Raw genomic sequence first — 24,667 nt, forward strand, 5'->3', positions numbered from 1 at the left:
GATTCAAAAAGATAGCCTCTTGGGATTTTTGTTTGAAGACTATCTTTTTGAATCCGGTATCACAACTTAATTGCTTTGTCCTGTACAGCACAGTTGCCTCCCATCTGGGAGCCAACGTCTATAAAGAGTGCGAATGCGGTGTTGTTGGGCTATGGTCCCCGCTGATGGAGCACGACCCCGCTTGGCGTCTTCTGTTGGCGCAGTTTGGGGGAACATGGTGGCTTTCCCGAATTGGGGGTTCCACGTGTCCCGTAGAGTAAATAAACCAGGGGGTTTAGGGGCGTGGGCTAAACTGGGGATGTGGTTCCCTATTGGCCGCTTTTTATTTCTGTTGCCGTTTTTTTCGTTCTTGGCTTATTTCCCCCCACCGCCCCCTGGAGCGAGCGCTTCCTCACCCCCTTGGTGGCCCTGGGGAGCGGGGCCTATCTCCTGGTTCAGCGGAAAAACAGGGCCTTTGGCCTGGGCCTCGCCTTCTGGGGCCTGGGGGATCTGGCTTGGACCATCGGGGACCTGGGCAATCTGCCCCGGAGCTTAAACCTCTTATACCTGGAGTTCCCCTACCTAATCGGCTACGCCGCCCTCACCCTGGGCCTGCTTAAGATTCCGGGAAGGCCTCCAAGGCTCACCCTTCTCCTGCTGCCTTTGGCCCTTTTGGGGATCGCCTCTGTGTTCCAACCGCAACTAGGCGTAGACCGCATTTACGTTGTATGGAATGCCATTCTCCTCCTCCTGCTGCTTCCCAAAATAGAAGTTCTCTTTGCCGAGCGCTTCGCCCCAGGGCAAGGCCTTTGGGGCGTAGGGGTGCTCCTTGTCCTGATGGCGGATATGGCCTACGCCCACCTTGAGGCCAATGCCGGCTACCCCACCGGCCACCCCCTTCACCTCCTCTGGACCTTTGGCTACCTCCTCCTGGCCCTGGGGGTGGCCATGGAGGGCAAGGCCTTTCCCCTCTTCTTCCCCCAGGCCCTGGCCCTAGGGGGCCTTTTCCTGATGCCCGCCACGCTCCTGCAAGACCCCACCCCCTGGGGGGTGCGGCTTTTAGCCCTTTACGGGGGGTTGGTGGGGGCCTTGGGCCTCCTCTATGCCGCCCACCTGGAGTGGCGCCGGGCCTGGGCAAGGGGCAGGCGGTGGACCCGCTTTCTGGAGGCCCTGGCCCGGCTTTCCCCCAACATCACCCAGACCCTGAGCCCCGAGGCGGTCCTCTTGCAAGCCCTGGAGGCTGCCCGGGAGCTCCTGCCGGAGGCGGTGGGCCTCGAGGTGCGAAGCCGGAGGGGCCTGGTGGGTGAAGCCACCCCCCACGCCCTTCCCATCCCCCTAAACGGAGACACCGCCTACCTGTACCTGAAGGTGCTTCCCTGCGAAGAAGTACCTCCCAGCTTCCTCGCCCTTCTGGGGGAGCGCATCCGGCAGGTGCTCAAACAGGTGGAGTGGGGTGTCCAAGCCCTCACCGACCCCCTCACCGGGCTTCTGAACCGGCGGGGGCTGGAAAGGGAACTCCCCAAGCTCCTGGCCCTGGCCCGGCGCTACGGGGCTCCGGTGGGCGTGGTCATGCTGGACATAGACCGTTTCAAGCGGGTGAACGATACCTACGGCCACCCCGTGGGGGACGAAGTACTTAGGCTCCTGGGGCAGATCATCCAGGCCAGCGTGCGCCGGGAGGACCTGGCGGTGCGCTATGGGGGGGAGGAGTTTTTGCTCTTTTTTTATGGGGCCGACCGCCAGGCGGTCAAGGAGGTGGTGGAGCGCATCCGCTACCGCTTCCGCACCGAACGGGTAGATCCCCTTCCCCACCCCCTCACCCTCTCTGCGGGGGTGGCGGGGGGGGAGGTGCCCCAGGACACAGTGCAACTAGAGGAGTGGATCCAGAAGGCAGACTACGCCCTCCTCCGGGCCAAGGAGGCAGGGCGGGACCAGGTAATCCTGGCCTAATGCCACTTCTTGGGCACTAGACTGCTAAGCTAATGAAACCTTGGGTATGCCAGCCAGCTCCTTACTCCTACTCTCCCCTACGCGCCTCGAGGCCCCTTTCCTGAAGGGCCGGGCTTTTAGCTTTCACGGACGGGCTGGCCTGCGCGGGGAGGGCTGGGTCTGGCTCGAGTGCGGCATCGGCAAGGCCAACACCGCCGCTACCCTGGCCGCCTTTACCCAGCGGCGCAGGTTCGAGCGGGTGCTGCTGTTTGGCATCGCCGGGGCCTACCCCGATGCAGGGCTGGCACTGGGCGAGTGTGCGCTGGCCGAGCGGGAAATCCAGGCCGACCTGGGCATCAAGGACGGCGGCATGAAGGGGATGGGCTTTCCTACCCTGGTGGTGGGGGGCCAGCCCTACCACAACCGCTTTCCCCTGGATAAAGCCTTCACCACCGAGCTAAAACAGCAGTTGGGCCTGCCCGCCAAGCAGTTCCTCACCCGCGACCTGGTCTCGGAGAACCCCAGCGAAGCCCGGCAGCTCGCACGCAAATGGGAGGCCGAGCTCGAGAACATGGAGGGTGCGGCCTTCGCCCAGAGCTGCTTGTGGCTGGGGCTGGCCGGGGCCGAGCTGCGGGCGGTTTCCAACCTGGCCGGGGTGCGCGACAAGTCGCAGTGGCGCCTCCGGCAGGCGGTGGAGGCCCTCGAGCACCAGGTGTTGCGTATCATTGGGCCATGATTGACATCACCCGCCCTATCTACCCCGGCGTTCCGGTCTGGCCGGGCGATACCCCGTATTGCTACCAACTGGTCTCTCGAATTGCTGACGGCAACAGTGTAAACGTAGGGAAGCTAACCACCACCACCCACCTGGGCACCCACCTCGATGCCCCCTGGCACTACCTGGACACGGGCGAAAAACTGGAAAGCGTGCCTTTGTCAGTTTTAGTCGGCCCCTGCCGGGTGGTGGATGCACGGGGGCAGGAAACGCTGTCGGTGGACTTTTTGCAAAAAGTCGAGCTGGCCGAGCGAACCCTCTTCTACACCGGACAGCCCAACAACTGGCCCGCCTTTCCCCACCATTTCATGCACGTTGAGCCGGAAGCAGTGGCCCACATGGCCTCGAGGGGAGTCCGGCTTTACGGAACCGACTGCCCCAGCGTAGACCCCCTCACCTCCAAAGACCTGCCCGCCCATAAGGCCTTTGCCCAGGCCGGGGTTTACATCCTGGAAGGGCTGGCCCTGGAGGGGGTGCTTGCAGGCCCATATGAGTTGATTGCACTGCCGCTGCGGCTCGAGGGGGCCGAGGCCGCACCGGTGCGGGCCATTTTGCGGTAAGCACCCGCCTTTCTCATATCTTTCTGTGGTGCTGCTGCTCGAATGCGCTAATATGGTTCGAATGAAGGTAGCATTGCCAGGTATGGGACTTTTTCGCAAGCTGGGGTTTTTTCTAAATCAGGCCGCCCTGGGGGGCAGTGCCGCCCTCGAGGGGGTCATGATGAAGGCCGCCGATGCCTGGGCGCTGGCGGTACGGCTGCCCAACGGTCAGATTCACGTAGAGCGCCACGAGGAAGAGGCCCTGACCAAAAAATACCCCTGGGCCCGGCTACCCCTCATCCGGGGCGTGGTGGCGCTGTGGGATGCCATGAGCATCTCCTACAAATCGCTCACGCGCAGCGGTGAGCTGGCCGGCGAAGAAGACGAAAAAGTCTCCGGGGCGGCCATGTACGGCACCCTGGCAGTTTCGCTGCTGATTGGCCTGGCCCTGTTTGTCTGGTTGCCGGCCCGGCTGGCGGGCTTGCTGGTAGACGAGGAGCGCTTTCGCTTTCTGTTCTATGTGGTGGCCGGCCTGTTCGAGACCGCCATCCTGATTGGGTACCTGGTGTTTATTGGCCGCATGAAGGATATGCAGCGCTTCTTCATGTACCACGGGGCCGAGCACAAGGCCATCGCGGCACACGAGAAGGGCCTCGAGCTCACCGTAGAAAACGTGCGGGCCCAGCCCGCCTACCACCCCCGCTGTGGCACCAGCTTTATCGCCTTTACCGCGGTGGTGGGGGTGTTTGTGTACAGCTTCTTCCCCCCCCTCACGGTGGCCTGGTACTGGATTTTCCCGCGCCTCTTGATGATCCCGGTGGTGGCGGCAGTCTCGTATGAGGTGCTGCGCTACTCTGCTGTTCACAACGACCCCCTCTCGAGGTTCTTCCGCTGGCTCGGCTTCAAGTTCCAGATGCTCACCGTCAAGGAACCCACCGACGATATGATTGAAGTCGCCATCGAGAGCACCAAAGCCGCCCTGGCCGAAAGGCCAAGCGAAAAGCCCCTGGTGGTGGCGTAGGGCAACTTTCCCAAGCAGTTCGTTTTTTTTCAGTCCTCTTCTGAAGCACCGGGGCGAGGCGCTTTGACCTGCCATCGGGTGGGGTTGGCATAACCCTACCCACAACGGGCCAGTAAAGTACAATCAGCCCATGCGAATTCTGCACACAGCAGACTGGCACCTGGGCAAGGTGCTCAAAGGACGGGAGCGAACACCGGAAATTCGGCAGGCCTTGCAGCGGCTTTTGGAGCTGGTGCGCTCCGAGCGCATCGAGCTGGTGCTGGTGGCGGGCGATTTGTTCGACCGCAGCGTGGTATCCACCGAGGCCGAAGCCGCCGCTTTCGAGTTTTTTGTGGGCTTGCGCGCGCTGGGGGTTCCGGCGTTGGTAATTGCTGGCAACCACGACAGCCGCGAGCGCCTCGAGGCCCTCTCTCCCCTACTCTCCCTCACCGGGGCCACCGTCTTCGGCAACCTGCGCTTTGCCGAGCAGGGCGGGGTGGTGGAGGCCCTGGGGGCCAGGGTGGCGCTGCTGCCCTTTTTGTCGGAGCGGCGGCTGGTCAAGACGGGCGACCTGCTGAATGGCGATAGCGCCGATTGGAAAAGAACCTACGGCTCTAGCATGAGCCTGATCATGCAAAACCTGGCCCAGGGCTTTGGCCCTGACCTCAACCTGCTGATGGCCCACCTGACCGTGGAGGGGGGCCAGCTCGGGGGCGGCGAGTTTATCTTCCACACCACCAACAGCTACGCCATCCCCAAAAGCGCCTTTCCCCTGAGCCTGAGCTACGTGGCCCTGGGCCACCTGCACCGCCAGCAGCAGGTTTCCGAGGCTCCCCTGGCCTGGTATGCGGGCTCCCTCATCCAGCTCGACTTTGGCGAGAGCGAGAACGGCGACCGGGGGGCCCTGATTGTGGAGCTAAAGCCAGGTGCACCGCCCCAGGTACATCCCGTAAAGGAGCGCTGGGGCAAGCCGCTCAAAACCTTCCGGGTCAGCCGGGAGTCGCTGGATCGGCGCTGGGAGGAGATCCGGGCTTTTCCTGGCTATAGCAAGGTGGTGATCGAAGACAAAGGCAACCCCGCCTTGCGCGAGCGGTTGTTCAAGGAGCTGCCGGATCTGCTCGAGGTCGAGTTCCACACCCCAGGAGCAGACACAAAAGGCCCGGTGGTGGTAGATACCGAAAAGCTGGACTGGGTAGAGGCTTATGCCGAGTATCGCCGAACCATCACCACCAAGGAAGCAAGTCCCGAACTTCTAGCCGCTTTCAAGCAAACCTTCGAAGAGGTTCACACCATTAGCGACCAACAGGCGCACTGAATGTTGCCATGAGACCCATCCGTCTTCTCCTCGATGGCTTTGGCCCCTATGCCAAAGCGCAAGAAGTTATCTTTGGCCCCGACTTAAGGCTGTTTGCCGTTACCGGCCCGACCGGCGCAGGTAAGAGCACCCTGCTCGACGCCATCACCTATGCCCTCTACAAGGCCACCCCACGCATCGGCTCGACCGGCCTGAAGGAACTCAAGCACCCCCAGGCCGAATCGGCCAAGGTAGAGCTCACTTTTGCCGTTGGTGAACAGCTCTGGCGGGTGGTGCGGGTGGTGGGCAAGGAAAACCAAAACCGCCTCGAGTTCCATCAGAACGACGCATGGCGAACCCATCCGGCCTCGGAAAAGGTGCGCGAACTCGACGCCAAACTGACCGAGATTCTGGGCATGGACTACGAGACCTTTACCCGGGCCATTTTGCTGCCGCAGGGCCAGTTCGACCTGTTTTTGCGGGGCTCGCCCAAAGAACGGCGCGAAACCCTGATCAAGCTTTACGGCCTGGAAACCCTCAAGGCCATGCGGGAGCGGGTAACGGGCCGGCTCGAGGACCTCAAAAAGCAAAAAGCCCGCCTGGAAGGGGAGCTGGCCGCCCTGGCCGAGGCCGACGAAGAGCGCCTGGGGGCGCTGCGAGACGAAATTGCTACCCTCGAGCAAAGCGAGCACGCGCTCACCCAAAAGCTGCAAGAGGCCGAGCGAACCCTTAAGAAGCTCGAGGAGCTGGTGGGGCTATGGGGCGAGCTGGAGTCCTGGTGCCGCCGCCAGCAAACCTGGGAAAACCAGCAAGCGCGCATCGCCGAGGTGGCCGCCCGGCTTGCGCGGGCCGAGAGAGCCGAGCGCATCTGGCCGCAGGTAGAGGCGATCCAGCAAGCAGAAACCGAGCTGCAACAGGCCCAGCAAGCCCTGGGGCAAGACCAGTCGGAGCTGGAAAAGCTCGAGGCCAAGTTTGGCGACCTTCGCGCCAGGTACCAGTCCGAAAAGCACCAGGCGCTGGAGCAGCAAATGCACCAGCTTCCCTTGCTGCGCTCGAAGGAGGCCAGCCTCAAGCGCTACGGCGGCAGCCTGGGTTTGCGCCACCCCAACCCGCTGCCCTTCGAGGAAGACCGCCTCGATCAGCTGCGCGACGCTGAGCGGCTGTTTGCCGAGCTAGAAAAGGCCCGCATCGGCGCACAGCGTGCCCAGGAGCGCCTGCAAGACGCCGTGCAGGAAGTACAAAAGGCGCAGGCCCTAAGCGATGAACTCAAAAAGAACTTGGGGGCCCTGGCAGATACCGGTAAGCAGCACAGAGCCAGGCTGGAGGAAGCCAAGCAGGCCCTCGAGCAGGAGAAGCTTCAGCAGGGCCTCGAGGCGTACCACGCCCACCTCAAGGTAGGTGAGCCCTGCCCCCTCTGCGGGCATCCCGTCCAGACCCTGCCCCCGCCCAAGCCCCAGGCCGATCTGCAAGCCCTAGAGGCCCAGGTCGAGCACCTGGAAACCACCGTTAGTGAGCTAAGGGCCCAGTATGCGGCTGCACAGCAGCGTCTCAAAGACCTGGACGATCGCCTGCCTCGGCTGCAAGAACAGCAAGAAAAGCTGCAAGGCGAGGCCGAAGAAGCCCGCAAAGCCCACGCCGAGCTGGAGGCCCAGGCCAAAGCCCTGGGCAGCCTCGAGCAGGTCAGGGAAGAGCGCACCCAGCGCCTTGCTGCCCTGGCCGAAGAGGTTCGGGCCATGACCAGGGGTAAGGAGGTTGCGGCTTACGCGAAGTGGCTCGAGCAAGAGCTCAAGACCCTGCAGGACTTAAAGCAAGAGACCGACCGGCTCGAGGCCCAGGTTGCCGCGCTCAAAGGCAAAACCCAGAGCCAGGCCGAGGTGGTGCGGGTGCTGCAAAATAACCTGGCCCGCCAAAGGGAAAGCCTGCTAGCCCTGCTGCACGAAGCCCAGTTCGACCGCATCGAGGCGGCCCAGGGCGCCCGCCTGAGGCCAGAAGAGGTGGAGGCGCTGCAAAAGCGAATCAACGAACACGCGCTCGAGGGGGCCCAGATCGCCAGCAACCTGGAGGCGCTGCAGGAAAAACTGAAAGGCCAGCCCCCCATCGCTCCAGCCCAGGTAACCGAACAGCGCAGCCGCAAAGACAGCCTCCACCAGGAACTCGATTCGATCAAGAAAAGCCTGGGCGGCAAGAGGACCGACCTACAGCGCCTGGACGAGTACCTAAAGCGCAAGCGCCAGCTCCTCCAGGAAAAAGCCGAGTTGGAGAAGCAAATCGACCTCTGGGAACAGCTCGCCAGCGACCTCAAGGGCGACCGCTTCCAGGACTTTTTGCTCGAGCGCTACCAGTCCGGGCTCTTGGGCCGGGCTTCCCAGCTGATCGCTTCCCTCTCGCAAAACCGCTATAGCCTGCAGCTCGAGGACGGCGAGTATTTTGTATTCGACCGCTGGACCGATGCCCTGCGGCCAGTGCGTACCCTTTCGGGGGGCGAGAGTTTCATGGCCAGCCTCTGTCTGGCCCTCTCGCTCTCGGAGCACCTCTCGCGCGGCAGAATCGGGGCGCTTTTCCTCGACGAAGGCTTCGGCACCCTCGACGCCGAAACCCTGGAGCAAGTAGCCGGGGTGCTCGAGGCCCTGCCCACCCAGGGCCGCCTGGTGGGCATCGTGACCCACGTCGAAGCCCTGGCCGAACGCCTGCCTGCCCGCCTGGAGGTCTACAAGTCGCCTGCAGGCAGTCAAGTGCGCTGGAGAGATTGATTTGCACCCCGCCCCACAGGCCAGGGCGGGTGTACCCACCGCAGGCAAAAGGTTTTTCCTGTGAAGCTGGCTAAAGCCCCTGTATCCAGGGTGGTGCTTATGGGTTAGCAGCCCCGGCCAGGAGCATCGAGCCGCATTCACCCGGTTGGTTTTCCCGGCCAAAAAGCAAACCAATCTGGTATAAATCCCTCTGGAAGCATTCGAGGCACCAACCCCCATCCATATGTCACGCATCCTTCGCAACACCTTTTTGGTCATGGCCGGCACCCTTTCCAGTCGGCTCTTGGGCCAGGTACGCCAGACCATCCTCACCAACCTGCCACTGCCGGATGTCATCAAAGATGCCTTCTGGGTGGCTTACCGCATTCCCAACCTGCTGCGCGAGCTACTGGCCGAAGGGGCCATTCAAAACGCCCTGATCCCGGTGCTGACCAGCCTCCCACCCCAAGAATCCCGTGCGTTCGCCCGGCGTTTTGGTGCGTTTTTGTTGGGCATCAATCTGGTGATTCTGGGTCTGGGCCTGCTCTTTGCCCCTCAGGTTGCCCATGCCCTGCTGTGGCTTGCCGAGCTTTCCCTGGCCCAGGCCAGCCCCCTGCGCGACCCAGCGGTTTTCGAGCAGCTGGTGCTCCTCATTCGCCTGGTGATGCCCTTTTTGCTCTCCATCTCGATGGCCTCGCTGTTTTCTTCGGTGCTTCAGTCAGGTGAGCGCTTCGGTATTACCAGCTTCAGCCCGATGGCCTTCAACGTGGGTTCTATAGCGCTGATGCTGCTTTTTCCAGACAGCGTTGTGGCTTTGGGCTTGTCGGTTACGCTGGGGGGAGCGCTACAGGCCCTGGTGCAGCTTCCTGCCCTCAAGGGGTACCGGCTCGAGTTCAAATGGCACCCGGCCTTCCGCCTAGCCCTGGCCCGGATTGGCCCCTTCGCCTTTACGACTTCGGTGCGGCAGTTTTTGAACCTGGTTCTGCTGAGCATTCTAGCCGCCTACCCCTCAGCGGCCGTCACGGGCTTCCAAAACGGTGAGCTCATCTTTACCACCGCGCTGGGCCTGCTGGCCGTCTCACCCGCTATGGCCGCTTTCCCCCGTCTATCTGCGCTGGCAGGTGGCCAGAACGTGCCAGCAGCCCGCGAGCTGCTCCGCCGTATCATGGCCCGGCTGGCGGTGCCCCTGGCCTTTGCGGCAGCCATGATGGTGGCGCTGGCCCCCTGGATTGTAGGCCTGCTCTACGCCATTACCGCCAACTTCTCCGAGGCCAACCGGGCCTTTACCACCCAGACCGTGATGGCCCTGGGCCTAGCCCTGCTTCCCTGGGGCTTAAACCAGTTGCTGCTGCGGGGTTTCTATGCAGTGGGGCAGGTGAGCCGGGCCGTGCGGGTTACGGTCATGGTGGCCCTATTCAACACCTTTGGCTACTGGCTGCTGCGCGAGCAGGGTTTGTTTGTGTTAAACCTGGCCACAGTGGCCGCAGGCTGGCTGGGCCTGGCTCTTTATGCCCGGCAGTTGCAGGCTTTTCAGATGGTCGCGCAGGCCGAGGTGTGGGGAATGGTCGCAAAAACCATCCTGGCAGGCGCACCGGCAGGCTGGGTGGCTTACCTGGTAGCGGCACACTTTGGCCTCCCAGCGTTTTTTTTGCAAAACATCCCCCCGCTCATCCTTGGGGGGCTGGCAGGTCTGGGGGTGTTTATTGGGCTGGCCTATGCCTTGCGGCTGCCACTGAGGCTTCGCTAGAGTGGTCTTCAGAAAAAAGCAAAGACCACGCTAGAACAGCCTGGTTGACCCGAGAATACCCAGTACAGCAGCTCAGCCTGCCGAGGATCTGGCTTTCTTCTGCGCCTCGCCTTTTTCCTGCTTGAGCTCACGCAACAAGGCCAGGCGCAAACGGGCTATCTCCGACTCCAGGCGGTTTTGCTGGATGTCCAGCTCATCCCGCAGGCGGATGATCTCCTCCACCCCGGCCAGGTTGACCCCCAGCTCCTGGGTCAGGCGGCGAATCTCCCGCAGCTTTTCCACATCTCGCTCGGAGTACAGGCGGGTTTTGCCTGAGGTGCGGCTGGGGGCAACCAGGCCCTCCCGCTCGTAGAGCCGCAGGGTCTGGGGGTGCATGCCCACCAATTCTGCGGCCACCGAGATGATATAGACGGGCCGCTCTTTATCGTCGGTCTTTTTGCTTTTTTCGCCAGGAGGTGGTAGGGCTGGGGGCGTCTTGAGGGCCTCGAGCTTATCCCCTAGCTCCTGCTTCAATCGCTCGGCCTCCTCTCGAAACCGCTGCTCGAGCGCCCACAACTCGTCGCGCAGCTTCATGATCTCCTCCACCCCGGCCAGGTTGACCCCCAGCTCCTGGGTCAGGCGACGAATCTCCCGCAGCTTTTCCACATCCCGTTCTGAATACAGCCTAGTTTTGCCGCCCGAGCGCTTGGGCTGAATCAGACCTTTGCGCTCGTACAGGCGCAGGGTCTGGGGATGCATATCCACCAGTTCGGCAGCAACCGAAATGATGTATACCGGGCGGTCTTTCTTGTCCATATATATACCGGGCTTAAAGCCCTTGACACCTTAAGTATACGAAAATCTACAGGTTTTATGTCAGTAATGCGCAGAAGGCCCACTTGTGAATGCCAAGTTGACTGTAACCTCTTCAAGTTGGCAATAAAACCCCCATATGCTGCGTAAACCCTGAGGTAGAAATTGCCCATCGGTTATTCTGCGCCAGTCCGCAGACTTCACAAGTTGGCTGTACTTCGACTTCTGGCTTTAAGCAGGGTTTATTTATCGGGTTTGCCCTTGTGCTTTTGGTGTTCAACTGAGGGCTACTGGGCCTTGATCGCCATCTTGTAGGGCAGATACCGCGGCTGCCAGAACCGCTCCGCCACATAGGCCTGAATGGCCTCCATGCTAAGCCCCTTCAGGCGCTCTTCGCGGGCCAACCCCTCCTTCAGGGCCTGGCGAATCACCCTCGAGGCCACCAGCTGGCTCACCTCGCGCAACTCGGAGGTGGGGGGATATACGCGCTCGGGGTGGTGCTTGCTGGTGTAGTCGTAGAGGGCGTAGGCCGCCTCCAGCACCATGGCGTCGGAGACTTCTTTGGCCTTAGAGAGCACCGTACCAAAACCCAACCCCGGGAACACAAAAGCGTTGTTCCCCTGACCGATTGGATAAACCTGGCCGTCCAGCTCCACCGGCGCAAAGGGGCTCCCGGCAGCCACCAGCGCTTTGCCCCGCGTCCAGCGCAAAATTTCCTCCGGAAACGCCTCCGACGAGCTGGTGGGGTTGGATAAAGGGAAGATAATGGGGCGCTCGGCGTTGGCCTGCACCGCCTGCACAATGGGTTCGGTAAATGACCCCGCCTGACCCGAAAGCCCCAGCAAAACGGTAATCTTCGCGTTCACCACCGTTTCGTACAGATTGGGCGCATCTCCCGCAATAGGCCAATCCTGAACCAGGGCTGGGTCTTTGGCAAACTTTTGCTTGTAGCCCTCCATGCTGCGGTTGCAGAGCAGCAAGCCCTTGGAGTCAAGAACAAACAAGCGCTCTAAGGCCTGCGCCTCGCTCAGGCCCTCGCGCATAAGGCCGTCGAGCAAGGCCTGGGCCACACCAATGCCCCCCGCCCCGGCCCCATAAACCAGGATGCGCTGGTCGGAAAGGCGCTGACCCTTAATCCGACAAGCCGAGAGCACGCCCGCCAGCGTGACCGCCCCAGTACCCTGGATGTCATCGTTGAAGGAGGGCAGCACCTTGCGGTAGCGCTCGAGCACAGTAAAAGCCGTGTCCTTGCCAAAGTCTTCCCACTGCATGACCGCGTTGGGGTAGCGCTTGCAGAAAGCCTCCACAAAGCGATCCATAAAGGCGTAGTACTCATCCCCCGAAAGCCTGCGGTGGCGCACCCCCAGGTACAGCGGGTCGTTGATCAGGTCGGCCCGGTTGGTGCCCACGTCGAGCTCGACAGGGAGGGCTTTGTCGGGGCCCAGACCCCCGGCAGCGGTATAGATGGAAAGTTTGCCGATGGAGATCGCCATCCCTCCAAAACCCTGATCACCAATGCCCAGAATAGCCGAAGAATCGGTGGCAACGGCCAGCCGCACATCGTTGAGGGGCACGTTGGAGAGGGCCTGCTCAATTTCGTGGATGTTGTCGGTGGAGGCCGTAAATCCCCGTGGATAGCGATAAATATGCGAGAACTGCTTGACCGCCTCGCCCACCGTAGGGGTATAGAGGATAGGGAGCATTTCGCTCATGTGATCGGCGAAAAGGGCATAGAATAGCACCTCGTTGCGGTCTTGCAGGTTGCGCAAAAAAATGTGTTTTTCCAGGTCGTTTTCGATCAGGCAGTAGCGCCGATAATTGCGCTGCTTTTGCTCCTCAAGGCTGGTCACGTGGGGGGGCAAGAGGCCCTCGAGCTTGAGGGCTTTGCGCTCCTCGTGGGTAAAAGCCGTTCCTTTGTTCAAAAGGGGCAGCCCCAGCAAGAGCGACCCCTCGATAAATGGCTCCAGGTAGCGCTTACCTCGCTCATCGCGCTTCACATCGTAGTAGCGGCTAACGGTCATATGGGCAATGTTACGCCCAGAGGGTATTTGTGGTCTAGAGGCAGGTTACATACCGAGCCGCGCGCGGCTCAGGGCCACCTGGGGCTCGTGTTTCCTAATGGAAACGGGCCTGATAAGCACTTTTTTTGAAAACCCCTCAATGGTGTAACTACCCCCGACCTTTGTCCTTCGACATTGGGCCTTCGGCGCGTTATTATCGTGAACGGCAGATGGGTTACGGCCCATTGAAAGGAGCTTTCAGATGAAGTCCCCTGTACGTGTCGCAGTTACTGGTGCAGCCGGTCAAATTGGTTATAGCTTGCTGTTCCGCATTGCCGCAGGCGAGATGCTCGGCAAAGACCAGCCGGTTATTCTGCAGCTCTTGGAGATTACCCCAGCCCTTAAGGCCCTGAATGGGGTCATTATGGAGCTCGAGGACTGTGCCTTCCCCACCCTGGCAGGCATAGTACCCACCGACGATCCCAACATAGCTTTTGCTGACGCCGACTATGCCCTGCTGGTGGGGGCCATGCCCCGCAAACAAGGCATGGAGCGCGCCGACCTGCTCCAGGCCAACGGCGCCATCTTCACCGCCCAGGGCCGCGCCCTTTCGGACAACGCCCGCAAACACGTAAAGGTGCTGGTAGTAGGCAACCCGGCCAATACCAACGCCCTCATTACCTACAAAAACGCCCCCAACCTCTCGCCGCGTCAGATTCACGCCATGACCCGCCTCGACCACAACCGGGCCATCTCGCAGCTGGCAGCCCGCCTAAAGGTGCCCGTAACCGAGATTAAGAAGATGACCATCTGGGGCAACCACTCCGTCACCCAGTACCCCGACCTGTTCCACTGCGAAGTTGGGGGCAGAAATGCCTACGAGCTGGTTGGCGACCACGACTGGTACGTCAATACCTACATCCCCAAAGTCGCCAAGCGCGGGGCTGAAATTATTGAAGCCCGCGGCGCTTCCTCGGCGGCCTCGGCAGCCAGTGCGGCCATCGACCACATGCGCAACTGGGCCCTGGGCACCCCTGAGGGCGACTGGGTCAGCATGGCTGTTCCCTCCGACGGCTCGTATGGCATCCCCGAAGGGCTGGTGTACAGCTACCCCTGCGTTTGCAAAGACGGCGACTTTGAAATTGTGCAGGGCCTGGAGATCAACGAGTTCAGCCGCAGCAAGATGGACGCTACCGCCAGAGAGCTGGCCGAGGAGCGCGACGCGGTGCTGCAACTAGGTCTAATCAAGTAATGCAAACCCCCGTCCGAAGCAGCAATAGGGGAAAAACGCTTACATCCTGTCAGCTTTGAACCTCAGCAGAACGCTTCGGGCGTGAGTCTTATCGCAGTTTTCGCCATTTTTATCGCCGACGAAAACGCGCGGTGGACGATCCCCTTCGGGACAGACCGCTGGCGCGGCTGTTCACCGGTGGACGATCCCCTTCGGGACAGACCGCTGGCGCGGCTATTCACCGGTGGACGATCCCTTTGGAGCAAACCAAGCGGGCCTCAGCTCAGCAAGGCCCGCTTAACTGGGTTGAGCCTGTCAGGAAATGGCGTCTTTCATTGCAACACTCTTTCCGAAAACCGCTCCAGAAAACCCGGGCACAGGCAAGCGCAGGTTTTCAAGCGCTCAGACGCACCCTGCAAAATCTGCTCGCCATCGCATTTGCCGTATTTCAGGCCTGGCTGGCCCCCTGGCCCAAGGTGGTCCAGCCCTGGGCGGGATCCCAGGGATACACAATCCAGGCCTCGGTCTCGGCAGCGTAGTAGTCGGGGCCGTCGCCGGGGAACTGACTTTTACTGGGTTTGTAGTGCAGAACCGCCACCTGAGCACGTCCACCGGCCATCCGGATGCGCTCACGCACCGCCACGGCAGTTTTACCCGAATCCCACACGTCGTCTACAACCAGTACCCGCTTACCATAGAGCAGGCTATCGGAAGGAAACTGGAGAAAAACAGGGTCTTTGATGGTCTCGCCCACATCGGTGTAAAACATCACAGCAGCAGTCAGAATGTTGCGCTGATCGGTGGCCTCGGAAACCAGGCAGGCCGGAATCATGCCGCCTCGAGTGACCGCCAGAATGCAGTCAAAGTCGTTGGGGTTGACCTGGCCCAGCAGCCTGGAAACCAGGTTGGTAATATCCTGCCAGCTCAGGTATTGTTTGCCAGAGTAGTTGGTGGTTTCACTCATATGACCCCCACAGGCGAGGAAAGATAAAAGGGGAAAGAGGAAAGCAAAGTCAAAAGCTCTGGATTTTCCTTTTCTCTTTCCACTTTTCTCGCCTGTTACTTTTCCACCGGCTTATCCAGCTCAAACGCGCTATGCACTGCGCGCAGGGCCGCTTCGGCGTACTGCGAGGGAATAATGGCCGAGATGCGCACCTCGCTGGTTGCAATCATGTCGATGTTGGCCCCGGCGCTAAAGAGGGCCTGGAACATCCGGGCCGGAATGCCGGGGGTCGAGGCCAGGGCCACCCCCACGATGGAAATCTTGCAGATGTCCCGGCGCAACTGGGCCTCGCCACCAATCTCGGCCAGAACGGGCTCGAGGGCCTCCAGGGCCTCTTCGGCGAAATCTTGATTCACGGTAAAGGCCATCTGGGTTCGGCTGGCTTCGTGGCCGGGAACCCCCTGGATAATCATGTCCACGGCCACACCTTTGCGAGCCAGGGCCTCAAAGACCCGGGCTGCGATGCCGGGCCGATCCGGAATGCCTATCAGACCAATCTGGGCAATTTCGTCATCGAGGGCTACCCCCGTCACTGGGCGATCGAGTTCCATTCCGTCCTCCGTAACAATGGTGCCAGGGTTATAGGAAAAACTGCTGCGCACGTGGATTCTCACCCCATAGCGCTTGCCGTAGTAAACCGACCGGGGGTGCAGCACCCGCGCCCCCAGGGCCGCCATCTCCAGCATCTGGTCGTAGCCAATTTTGTTGAGCTTTTGCGCCTCGGGGATGGCGTGTGGGTCGGTGGTATAAACCCCTTCGGTATCGGTAAAGATTTCGCACTCCCGCGCCCCCAGGGCCGCTGCTAGGGCAACTGCGGTGGTATCGGAGCCGCCGCGCCCCAGGGTAGTCAGCTCGCCTTCGGGGGTAGTGCCCATAAAGCCCGCCACCACCGCCACTTCTCCCCGGTTCAGGGCCTGTTGGATGAGGGTGGGCTCTACCCGCAAAATGCGGGCGTCGCCGTAGCGCCCATCGGTGGTAATACCAATCTGGTGTTGGGTAAACCCCCGCGCTGGAATGCCCATGGCGTTAAGCTGCATCGAAAGCAGGGCTACCGACTGCTGCTCGCCAATGGTGGTGAGCATGTCGAGTTCGCGCTGAGGCGGGCGTTTGTTCACCCGCCTGGCCAGGGCTATCAGTTCGTCGGTCATACGACCCATGGCTGAGACCACCACCGCCAACTGGTGTCCTTTCTCGAGGTAGTGGTGGATGCGCTGGGCCACCTTGTGAATGCGCTCGAGGTCGCCCACGCTGGTTCCACCATATTTCTGGACAATGAGGGCCATAACTAGCAAAGAATGCTATCATGACCGCTGACGCTAGCCAATAGCAAAATGTCGTCCACCAGCACAGGCATAACAATGCCCAGGGTAAAGCCCGGCGAACGAAGCTGCTTATTGGGTGCCAAGCTCATCCAAAAGCGGTAAGCTATAAAACAGGTATAGCACATGGCAGAGAAAGCAACAGACAAACCGAGCAAGGAACCCTTTCCAGGGGCTTATTTCGTAGGCCTGGTAATTACCCTGGGCTTGTTAATTGTGGTGGTGGCGGTGGGGGCCGGTATGCCGCCCGCGGTTTCGGGTTTTTTGGTGGCACTCCTGCTGGGACTGACCATCAATCCAAAGTATGCGCCTGGCTTCTTGGGCGCGGGTGTGCTGGCCACACTGCTGGGCTTTGCGGGCAGCGAGCCTCAGGTGGCCTGGGGCGGCCTGGGGCTCATTCTGGCGTGCCTGGTGGTATGGCGCTTTATCAAATCTTGAACCCTTTCGGAGGCGGGTTTTGAGCAAGCTTTCAGCGTTCCTGGAGCGCTCGCTGGCACCCGACTGGCTGGCCCGTACCCTCATCTACGCTGGAATAGCTGGCTTTATCTGGTTCTTCTTCGTACAGCCCAGCCCCTTCGGTGCCACCTTATCCGTAACGGCCATGGTGGGGGCCGGGTTGGTGCAGTACGGCAGCGGCAAACCCTTTGTCATCCCGCTTTATGTGGCGGTGCTGGCTGCACTCGTGCTGGCGCAGGCAGTCGCAGGGCTCTTGGGTGTGGGCGGGCAGCTCTGGGCCGCACTGCTGGGAAGCGCCCTGGGACTGGGCCTGCCCTATCTGGCCTACCGCCTACGGGAGAAAGCATGAAAATAGCCCTAGTGCACCTGGCAACCCGCGAAACCCCCCAGGCCACGCTGGAAAAGGCCCTCGAGCTCCTCCACCAGGCCCACCAGGAAGGAGCACAGGTCGCGGTGCTGCCCGAGCTATTCCCCAGCGGCTACCGCTTTGCCGATGCCGCCTTTACCCCAGCCGTGCTGAGGCGCCTCGAGCAATTCTGCAGCCAAACCGGCATGACCCTGGTCGCCGGGGTGCTGGAGCAGGCCGGCGAGCGCCACGCCAACCGGGCCAGGGTCATGGGGCCAGCGGGCCAGCGGGCCTGCTACACCAAAACCCACCTGATTCCCGCCTTTGGCGAGCCCGAGACCATGGTTCCGGGGCAGGATTTGGTTACGCTCGAGCTGGGGGGCTTCAAGGTCGGCATCGCCATCTGCTTCGACCTGCGCTTCCCCGAGCTCTTTCGTGCCTATGCCCTACAGGGGGTGAGTCTGTTCCTGATTCCCTCGGCCTGGCCCATGAGCCGCAGCTATGCCTGGGAGCTTTTTTGCAAAGCCCGGGCCGCCGAAAACCAGGCCTACCTGGTTGCGGTCAACCACGCCGAAGAGCCCTTTGGTGCGCCCAGTCTGGCTATAGATCCCCTGGGTATGGAGCTGCTGCGGGTAGAAAGCGAAGGGCTTGGCGCGGTGGTGCTAGACCCCAGTTATCCCACCAAGTTGCGCCAGGACTTCCCCGTCTTCCCCCAGCGCCGCCCCGAGCTGTATCAGGGCCTTTTGAAAAGCCCCACCAGCAAGTAAAACACCGCCCCCAGCATCAGCCCTTCCCCCCAGGCAGGAAAGTAGGGCCAGAGCATCTGTACCTCAAAACGCCCCACCAGGAGCAGCGGCCAGGGCAGCAGGGCCCAGGCCAGCCCATACTGCCGATAGCCCGCCGCCAGCACAAAGGCCAGCCCCACCCCGCGCATATAAAACAGCCAGCCCTGCCCCAGCTCGTTCTGGTAAATAAACCACAGCAGGTTGAGCCAGACCCCTACCACCCCCCAGGCCCAGCCCGAGCGGCGCACCACCACCAATGCCAGCAAGAACAACCCCAGTCCGACGACAAAATCAAGCATTGCGGCTCATTCTATCGCGTGGTTCTCCTTGTGGTCGCCATTCCCAACAGTAAAAAGAGAGTTCTGCACTCCGTTTTGATTTGGGAACGAAAACCGCTTGGTCGCCTTTGAAGCACTCGAGCGCACCCAGAAAACAGGCTGGGTGAACCAAAAACCCCGCCTTTCGGCGGGGTAAGCAAACTGCGTGGTTCCCTACAACCCAGCGCCTTTCTCGATATGCGCCGAGACAATGCCCAGCTCCTCGGCATCGCGGGCCAGAATGGCAGCCTTGATGCGCTTGAGGGTGGTCACCTCTTCCAAAGCGCGCTGGTCGAGGGTGTCGGTGATGAACTTGATCTGCTCGTTAATCTCGGGGATGGAGATCTGCTCCAAGGCATTCACCCGGCGGTTGGTTTTCTTGATCTCCTCACCAATTTTCCGCAGGCGGTTCTCGGTGTTGGCCACAGCAATAATGGCCTCGGCCAGACGGCGGAAGGCCGTCGCTGCCTCCAGGGTCTTGGCCCCTACCCCAATCGGGCTGAAAGCCAAAGTGCCGCTCGAAGCAGGAGCCGTGATCTTAGGCACCTTCACCCCGTAAAGGCTCTCCACCTCTATCTGCACCTCGATGGGGTTGCCCGAAAGCGACTCCACCGCCTCGGGGGTATCGAAAGCCTTGGCAATAAGCAGGCTGAAGTACGCCTCCTTGGCAGCGTTGTTGAGGGCCTCGCGGGCTTTGAGCGAGTCTTGCACCAGGGCGAAAAACTCGCCAATCAGGGCGTCCCGCTTGTTTTTTAGCAGTTCCACGCCTTGCAAGGCCAGCCGCTTCTGGTCGCGTTTGGCCAGCAAGGTGGAGCGGGTCGGTGAAACAGGTTCAGCCATACTTAACCCCTAAGTTAACCCCTAAAAGGCGAGAAAAGAGAAAAGTGGAAAGGAAACCCAAGAGCCCTTGACTTTACTTTTCTCTTTCTACTTTCCACGCCTTTCATGCGTTAAGCTCCCACCAGCTCTTCAAGCTTGCCGGTCTTCTGGTGGTACTGCTCGATGTACTCGCGACGAATACGCTTGAGCTCAGAGGGCGGGAAGTCGGCGAGCAGGGCCCAGCCGATGTTCAGGCTCTCCTCGATGGAGCGCTCCTTCTGGCCCTGGTTGATGAACTTCTGCTCGAAGTTGGTGGCGAAGCGCAGGTACTTCTTGTCCATCTCGGTCAGGGCATCCTCACCGGTGATGGCCACCAGACGGCGCAGGTTCACCCCGCGGGCGTAGGAGCTGAAAAGCTGGTCGGCCAGCTCCTTGTGGTCGGCGCGGGTCTTGCCCTTGCCGATACCGTTGTTCATCAGGCGCGAGAGGCTGGGCTGCACGTTGATGGGCGGGAAGATGCCCTGCTGGGCCAGGTCGCGCGCAATGAAAATCTGGCCTTCGGTGATGTAGCCGGTCAGGTCGGGGATGGGGTGGGTGATGTCGTCGCCGGGCATGGAGAGGATGGGGATCTGCGTCACCGAGCCCTTCTTGCCGTGCACCACACCCGCGCGCTCGTAGAGCGAGGCCAGGTCGGTGTACATGTAGCCGGGGTAACCGCGGCGGCCCGGAATCTCTTCCCGGGCCCCACCAATCTCGCGCAGGGCCTCGCAGTAGTTGGTCAGGTCGGTGAGGATCACCAGCACGTGGTAGTCGTGCTCGAAGGCCAGGTACTCGGCGGCGGTGAGGGCCATCCGGGGGGTCAGCAGGCGCTCCACGGTGGGGTCATCGGCCTTATTGAGGAAGAGCACCGAGCGGGAGAGGGCCCCCGTGCGCTCAAACTCCTGCATGAAGTAGCTCACCTCGCGCTGGGTAATGCCCATTGCGGCAAACACCACCGCGAAGCCCTCGCCCTCCCCCAGCACCTTGGCCTGACGGGCAATCTGGGCGGCCAGCTCGTTGTGCGGCAGACCGGAACCGGAGAAGATGGGCAGCTTCTGGCCGCGCACCAGGGTCATGTTGACGTCAATGGCGCTAACCCCGGTCTGAATGAACTCCTCGGGCTTCTCGCGGGCTACCGGGTTGATGGGTGCGCCGTTGATGGGCAGGCGCTTATCGGCCACCACCGGGGGCAGGCCGTCAATGGGCTTGCCGATACCGTTGAAGGCCCGGCCCACCATCTCCTTGGACACGCCCAGGCGGGCCACGTCTTCCACCAGCGAAACCGTAGTGTGCTCGAGGTTCAGCCCCGAGGTTTCCTCGAAGACCTGCAAAACCGTGTACTGGTCGGAGACCTCGATCACCTGGCCGCCGCGAATGCGGCCAGTGCCGTCGTCAATGTTCACAATGGCGCCGTAGGCCAGGTCGGAGGCCCCTTCCAGAAACAAAAGCGGGCCGGAGACGTAAGTTACGGCGTTATATTCTTTTTTGAGCATCAGAACCCCCTTACGCCTTGACCGCACCCAAGAAGGCGGTCTTGATCATCTGGTCGAACTCGGCCTTGTAGGCGGGGAACTCGGCCTCGGGCACGTAACGCGCCCGCCCGATTTTCTCGATCACCGGGTCGTTCAGGAAGTCCGAGATGGTAGCCCCCTTGGCCAGGGCCAGCTCGCCCTGCTTATAGGCCGCAATAATCATCTGCATGATACCGTAGGCCTTGGCCATCGAGCAGCTAGCATCCACCGGGTCGTAGCCGTTTTGTTGCAGGAAGTCTTCACGGGCGATACGGCCAATTTCCAGGCTCAGCCGCTCGGCATCCTGCAGGGCATCGGGGCCCACGAGCTGCACCACCTGCTGTAGCTCGGCCTCACGCTGCAACAGGGTGATGATCTGGGTGCGCACCTCGGGGTAGTCCGGGGCCACGTTCTCGCGGTACCACGACTCGAGACTGCCCAGGAACAAGGAGTACGAGCGGGCCCAGTTGATGGCGGGGAAGTGCCGGGCTCGAGCCAATTGCGCGTCCAGCGCCCAGAAACCCCCGGTAATACGCAGGGTGGACTGGGTGACGGGCTCGGAGAAGTCGCCGCCCGCCGGCGAGACCGCCCCAATCACCGAAACCGCACCCTGCTCCCCGGCCAGGGTAACCACCTTGCCGGCCCGTTCGTAGAAGCTGGAAAGGCGCGAGGCCAGGTAGGGCGGGTAGCCTTCCTCGGCGGGCATCTCTTCCAACCGCGAGGCAATCTCGCGCAGCGCCTCGGCCCAGCGGCTGGTGGAGTCGGCCATCAGCGAGACCTTGTAGCCCTGGTCGCGGAAGTACTCGGCCAGGGTGATGCCGGTGTACAGGCTGGCCTCGCGGGCCGCTACCGGCATGTTGGAGGTGTTGGCTACCAGGATGGTGCGCTCCATCAGGGGGCGTCCGGTCTGGGGATCCTCGAGCTCGGGGAACTCCACCAGCACATCGGTCATCTCGTTGCCGCGCTCACCACAGCCCACATACACCACGATGTTGGCATCACCGAACTTGGCGATGGACTGCTGGGTTACGGTCTTACCCGATCCAAAAGGCCCGGGGATGGCCGCCGTACCCCCCGCGGCCAGCGGGAAGAGCACGTCCAGAATCCGCATCCCGGTTAGGAAGGGCTGGTTGGGGTCAAGCTTGCGCTGGATGGGCCGGGGCTTGCGCACCGGCCAGTAGTGGGCCAGGCGCAGCTTGGTACCGTCCTCGAGCTCGGCGATGGTGTCGTCGATGGTGTACTGGCCTGCACCCACAATGCTCTTGATGCGGCCCGCCTTATCGGGTGGAACCAGAATCTTGTGGGTAAAGCTGTACTCGGGCACCGTGCCCAGGATGTCGCCCCCTTTGACCTCGTCGCCCACCTTTTTCATGGGGGTGAAGTCCCACTTACGGGTACGATCCAGCGAGGAAACCTCGATACCCCGGCTAATGAAGATGCCCGAAACGGCCTGGATCTTGTCCAGAGGACGCAAAATCCCGTCAAAGATGCCGTTCAGAAGGCCCGGCCCCAGCTCCAGGGCCAGGGGCAGGCCCGTCGTAACCACCGGCTCGCCGACTTTGAGGCCGTTGGTGTCTTCGTAGACCTGAATAAAGCAGGTGTTACCATCCAAGCGGATGATCTCACCCACCAGCTTTTCATTACCGACGCGCACGATGTCGTACATCTTGGCGCCTTGCAGGTTCTCGGCAATGACCGCCGGCCCTGCGATTTTTTTGATGACTCCCACGTATCCTCCTTCGGATGCTCTTAGCTCGCAGCAAATGACTTCTTGATGATAGCTGCCCAGCATCGGCTATGGGCTTATAGCTTGATGTCAAACCCCATCGTCTCACGCACCAGAGCGCGCATGTAGGCCTTGGCATCGCCTGCGCCGCTAAAGGTGTCGAGTAGGTTGGGCAGCGAGAGCAGCACCGGCACATTGCGCCCCCGCATGACCCGCTCGACCGCCTTGTTGGGGTCGGATAGCAGCCGCTGGTCTACAGCGATCAGGGCATACTGGTTCGACTGAATCATCTCCGAGAGCTTCCGGGCGGCCTCCTCGGGGCCAGCCGTAACCGCCTCGAGGCCCGCAATGCGGTAGCCGGAGGCCGTCTCGATATCGGTCAGCACACCGATCTTCATGCGATCTCCTTTGCCACAGCCTCGGCAGGCAGGTTGAAGTAGGCACGCCGGGCCAGCAGGCGAATACGGCTGGCCTCCCACTGCTTGCGCTGGATGTAATCAAGCACCAACCCGCCGCCCAGGCTATCGGTCGCGCCCGAAGCAGCCCTGGCCAGCATAATTCCCCGCACGGCCCGCTCGAGCTCGCCCAGGGTGCGGGCCCCCATGGCGGGCGCAAGGGGGGTACCGCCCAGCGCATCGAGGGCCGCCAGGTCTCCCGAGGCAATTCGGCCAAACACCGCGCGGCCCAGGTACCTGCCCCCAGCAATGAAGTAGCCATCCAGGTTGGGGAGGCTGGCCCCCAGGGCCTGCAGCTTGAAGGCGGTGTTCAGGTTGGTTACATCTACCTCGAGGGCAAAGTAGGCGGAAATCCGGCTCTGCCCTAACTTCTTGGCCCTCTCAAAACTGGCTGCAAAAAACTCCCGATCCAGCGCAACCTCCAGGGCCAGAAGGTCGGGGTTACCTGCTGCTGCATTGCGCAAAGCCTTAGCCAGAGGATGCCCCGGCACTTGCAGAATCTGGGCCACGCTGGCCGCATCGGGGGCCTGGATCATGGCGTTGATGAGCGGCTCTTTCAGGGTTCCACCCAGCAATGTTGCCTTGATCTCCTCGGGCGTTTTGTTGCTCTGTTTACCCCGCAAGATGGCCTTGAGGTTAATCAGGTCGGCGCGAAACAGGGGCAGGCTGACCAGCGCACGCATTTCACCCGAGACCAGCCCCGGCAGGTCACCCACTGTACGGGCCAGGTGGTTGGTCACCGCGCGGTCCACGTCAGCCAGGGAGTCGCCTACCAGATCCGCGCCGTAAACCGTTTCGGACAGCAGGCGCAAAAAATCCGGGAACGACTGGCTCAGGGCCTGTTGAAAAAAGGCCTCTGGAACTACCTGGCTTCGCCTCGAGCGCACGCGGGCGTTGAGATAGGCAAACGTGTTACGGGTTAGCACACTACCCCCAGATGGCTTTGGCCGCCTTGGCCGACAAAGCATCCCAGGCCCGCTCGAGGCGCTCGCTCAGGGTGTTTTGTACGAATGCCCGCCCTCCTACCGCCACCAGCCGAACCCCATCGCGAATGGAGGGGTCGGTTTTGAGTTGCAAACCTTTGCTCTGGGCCCATTCATTCAACAAGCTGGCATGGGCCGGATTAACCACAGCCGACTCGGCCTTGCCAATGTTGCCCAAAGCCTCATCGGCTAGCTTGTGCAGGATGGAGGCAAATTCGGGCTTTTGGGTCAGTTGTTGCAGGCTGTCCCCCACCTCGGCCCGAACCCGCTCCATGACCTGGCCCCTGGCCGTAATGCGGGCCTGGCTCAGCAGTAGTTCGGCGGCGCTCTCGGCCCTGCGCAAAGCGGCTGCATGGTCGGCCTCGAGCTGGCGCTGCTTGTTTGCTTTGAGTGCCTCGGCTCTGGCCATTGCGGCATCTACAATCGCTTTAGCCCTGGCCTCAGCCTCTGCGGCAATCACGCCTATTTCGGCGGCCACTTCGCCTTGCAGAATATCTTCAAGTTTTGACATTTTGCTCCTCTTTGTGCTTCTTGCCCTTGGCCGATAGCGGCTAGCCCGTAGAGAGCTATGCGCCATCGGCCATCGGGGTTAGTTGATGAGGAACGAGAAAGCCAGACCGAAGATGGCAAGCGTTTCGGGAATCAGGAAGAAGATCAGGGCCGTACCGAAGTTGCGGCGGTCCTCCGCCACTGCCCCCACAGCTGCCGCACCAATGGCGGTTTGGGCCATACCGGTACCAAGCAGGCCCAGGCCGATGGCCAGACCCTTACCGATGGCAGCCAGGGAAGAACCCGCAGCGGCACCTTCCTCGGCGGCAAAGGCTACAGTGGCAAGAATGGCAACAGCGACGATCAAGAGGGTCTTGGTTAGCTTTACACTCTTCATGGTTTCT

At 61.4% G+C, this 24,667-nt stretch carries 23 protein-coding genes; 11 read left to right on the forward strand and 12 right to left on the reverse strand.

Features of this window, described 5'->3' with window-relative positions; all coding sequences use genetic code 11:
* Positions 1–300: 300 nt before the first annotated feature.
* The 7 genes from ABWU19_RS07680 to murJ all read left to right on the forward strand — a co-directional run bounded on the left by ABWU19_RS07680 (position 301) and on the right by murJ (position 9,992).
* Positions 301–1,929, forward strand: a complete 1,629-nt coding sequence (locus ABWU19_RS07680) for a diguanylate cyclase (RefSeq protein ID WP_435901120.1) — start codon at positions 301–303, stop codon at positions 1,927–1,929.
* A gap of 46 nt (positions 1,930–1,975) precedes the next feature.
* Positions 1,976–2,644 carry a futalosine hydrolase gene (gene mqnB / locus ABWU19_RS07685; RefSeq protein WP_435901121.1) on the forward strand — a complete coding sequence of 223 codons (669 nt, stop codon included), beginning with the start codon at positions 1,976–1,978 and terminating at the stop codon, positions 2,642–2,644.
* Positions 2,641–3,243: a cyclase family protein gene (locus tag ABWU19_RS07690; RefSeq protein WP_435901122.1), complete on the forward strand. Its 603-nt coding sequence runs from the start codon at positions 2,641–2,643 to the stop codon at positions 3,241–3,243. The genes mqnB and ABWU19_RS07690 overlap by 4 nt, the downstream gene beginning before the upstream one ends.
* 82 nt (positions 3,244–3,325) lie before the next feature.
* Entirely contained in the window at positions 3,326–4,243 is a 918-nt protein-coding gene (locus ABWU19_RS07695; protein WP_435901123.1) for a DUF1385 domain-containing protein, read from the forward strand.
* A gap of 130 nt (positions 4,244–4,373) precedes the next feature.
* A complete protein-coding gene (locus tag ABWU19_RS07700; RefSeq protein ID WP_435901124.1) occupies positions 4,374–5,537 on the forward strand; it encodes a metallophosphoesterase family protein in 1,164 nt (387 codons plus the stop codon).
* Positions 5,538–5,545: 8 nt separating this feature from the next.
* A complete protein-coding gene (locus ABWU19_RS07705) occupies positions 5,546–8,266 on the forward strand; it encodes an AAA family ATPase (RefSeq protein WP_435901125.1) in 2,721 nt (906 codons plus the stop codon).
* 223 nt (positions 8,267–8,489) lie between these two features.
* A complete protein-coding gene (gene murJ, locus ABWU19_RS07710; protein WP_435901126.1) occupies positions 8,490–9,992 on the forward strand; it encodes a murein biosynthesis integral membrane protein MurJ in 1,503 nt (500 codons plus the stop codon).
* Between the two features lie 72 nt (positions 9,993–10,064).
* On the opposite strand, the gene hspR is transcribed toward murJ, so the two are convergent.
* Positions 10,065–10,787, reverse strand: coding sequence for a heat shock protein transcriptional repressor HspR, fused homodimer type (gene hspR / locus ABWU19_RS07715; RefSeq protein ID WP_435901127.1), 723 nt, complete (start codon positions 10,785–10,787; stop codon positions 10,065–10,067).
* A gap of 284 nt (positions 10,788–11,071) precedes the next feature.
* Positions 11,072–12,805: an NAD-dependent malic enzyme gene (locus tag ABWU19_RS07720; protein ID WP_435901128.1), complete on the reverse strand. Its 1,734-nt coding sequence runs from the start codon at positions 12,803–12,805 to the stop codon at positions 11,072–11,074.
* Between the two features lie 241 nt (positions 12,806–13,046).
* Here ABWU19_RS07720 and ABWU19_RS07725 point away from each other — a divergent pair, with 241 nt between their 5' ends.
* Entirely contained in the window at positions 13,047–14,036 is a 990-nt protein-coding gene (locus ABWU19_RS07725; protein WP_435901129.1) for a malate dehydrogenase, read from the forward strand.
* Between the two features lie 427 nt (positions 14,037–14,463).
* On the opposite strand, the gene ABWU19_RS07730 is transcribed toward ABWU19_RS07725, so the two are convergent.
* Together ABWU19_RS07730 and ABWU19_RS07735 are read right to left on the reverse strand one after the other, a co-directional pair.
* Positions 14,464–14,979, reverse strand: a complete 516-nt coding sequence (locus ABWU19_RS07730) for a phosphoribosyltransferase (RefSeq protein WP_435901130.1) — start codon at positions 14,977–14,979, stop codon at positions 14,464–14,466.
* A 95-nt stretch (positions 14,980–15,074) separates the two neighbouring features.
* Complete coding sequence (locus ABWU19_RS07735; RefSeq protein ID WP_435901131.1) at positions 15,075–16,301, reverse strand: aspartate kinase; 1,227 nt, start codon at positions 16,299–16,301, stop codon at positions 15,075–15,077.
* Positions 16,302–16,463: 162 nt separating this feature from the next.
* On the opposite strand from ABWU19_RS07735, the gene ABWU19_RS07740 reads away from it, so the two are divergent.
* The 3 genes from ABWU19_RS07740 to ABWU19_RS07750 are packed head-to-tail and all read left to right on the forward strand — an operon-like array spanning position 16,464 to position 17,906.
* Entirely contained in the window at positions 16,464–16,775 is a 312-nt protein-coding gene (locus ABWU19_RS07740) for a hypothetical protein (protein ID WP_435901132.1), read from the forward strand.
* 19 nt (positions 16,776–16,794) lie between these two features.
* The gene (locus tag ABWU19_RS07745; RefSeq protein ID WP_435901133.1) at positions 16,795–17,142 is read left to right on the forward strand and encodes a hypothetical protein; all 348 of its coding nucleotides are present in this window, start codon (positions 16,795–16,797) and stop codon (positions 17,140–17,142) included.
* On the forward strand, positions 17,139–17,906 hold the full coding sequence (locus ABWU19_RS07750) for a carbon-nitrogen hydrolase family protein (protein ID WP_435901134.1): 768 nt from the start codon (positions 17,139–17,141) through the stop codon (positions 17,904–17,906). The genes ABWU19_RS07745 and ABWU19_RS07750 overlap by 4 nt, the downstream gene beginning before the upstream one ends.
* Here ABWU19_RS07750 and ABWU19_RS07755 read toward each other — a convergent pair.
* The 8 genes from ABWU19_RS07755 to ABWU19_RS07790 form a co-directional block, all read right to left on the reverse strand.
* Positions 17,873–18,223, reverse strand: a complete 351-nt coding sequence (locus ABWU19_RS07755; protein WP_435901135.1) for a hypothetical protein — start codon at positions 18,221–18,223, stop codon at positions 17,873–17,875. The genes ABWU19_RS07750 and ABWU19_RS07755 overlap by 34 nt on opposite strands.
* A gap of 192 nt (positions 18,224–18,415) precedes the next feature.
* The gene (locus ABWU19_RS07760) at positions 18,416–19,081 is read right to left on the reverse strand and encodes a V-type ATP synthase subunit D (RefSeq protein WP_435901136.1); all 666 of its coding nucleotides are present in this window, start codon (positions 19,079–19,081) and stop codon (positions 18,416–18,418) included.
* Positions 19,082–19,191: 110 nt separating this feature from the next.
* Positions 19,192–20,592 carry a V-type ATP synthase subunit B gene (locus ABWU19_RS07765; RefSeq protein WP_027876220.1) on the reverse strand — a complete coding sequence of 467 codons (1,401 nt, stop codon included), beginning with the start codon at positions 20,590–20,592 and terminating at the stop codon, positions 19,192–19,194.
* A gap of 10 nt (positions 20,593–20,602) precedes the next feature.
* Positions 20,603–22,339, reverse strand: coding sequence for a V-type ATP synthase subunit A (locus ABWU19_RS07770; RefSeq protein ID WP_435901137.1), 1,737 nt, complete (start codon positions 22,337–22,339; stop codon positions 20,603–20,605).
* A gap of 74 nt (positions 22,340–22,413) precedes the next feature.
* Positions 22,414–22,734 (reverse strand): V-type ATP synthase subunit F, encoded by a 321-nt coding sequence (locus tag ABWU19_RS07775; protein ID WP_435901138.1) that lies wholly within the window; start codon positions 22,732–22,734, stop codon positions 22,414–22,416.
* Positions 22,731–23,717: a V-type ATPase subunit gene (locus ABWU19_RS07780; protein WP_435901139.1), complete on the reverse strand. Its 987-nt coding sequence runs from the start codon at positions 23,715–23,717 to the stop codon at positions 22,731–22,733. Before ABWU19_RS07780 ends, ABWU19_RS07775 begins: the two co-directional genes overlap by 4 nt.
* A gap of 1 nt (position 23,718) precedes the next feature.
* Entirely contained in the window at positions 23,719–24,285 is a 567-nt protein-coding gene (locus ABWU19_RS07785; protein ID WP_435901140.1) for a V-type ATP synthase subunit E, read from the reverse strand.
* Between the two features lie 78 nt (positions 24,286–24,363).
* Positions 24,364–24,660, reverse strand: a complete 297-nt coding sequence (locus ABWU19_RS07790) for a F0F1 ATP synthase subunit C (protein WP_435901141.1) — start codon at positions 24,658–24,660, stop codon at positions 24,364–24,366.
* Positions 24,661–24,667 lie beyond the last annotated feature (7 nt).

This window comes from Meiothermus cerbereus, from assembly GCF_051297115.1.
Lineage (GTDB): Bacteria > Deinococcota > Deinococci > Deinococcales > Thermaceae > Meiothermus > Meiothermus cerbereus_A.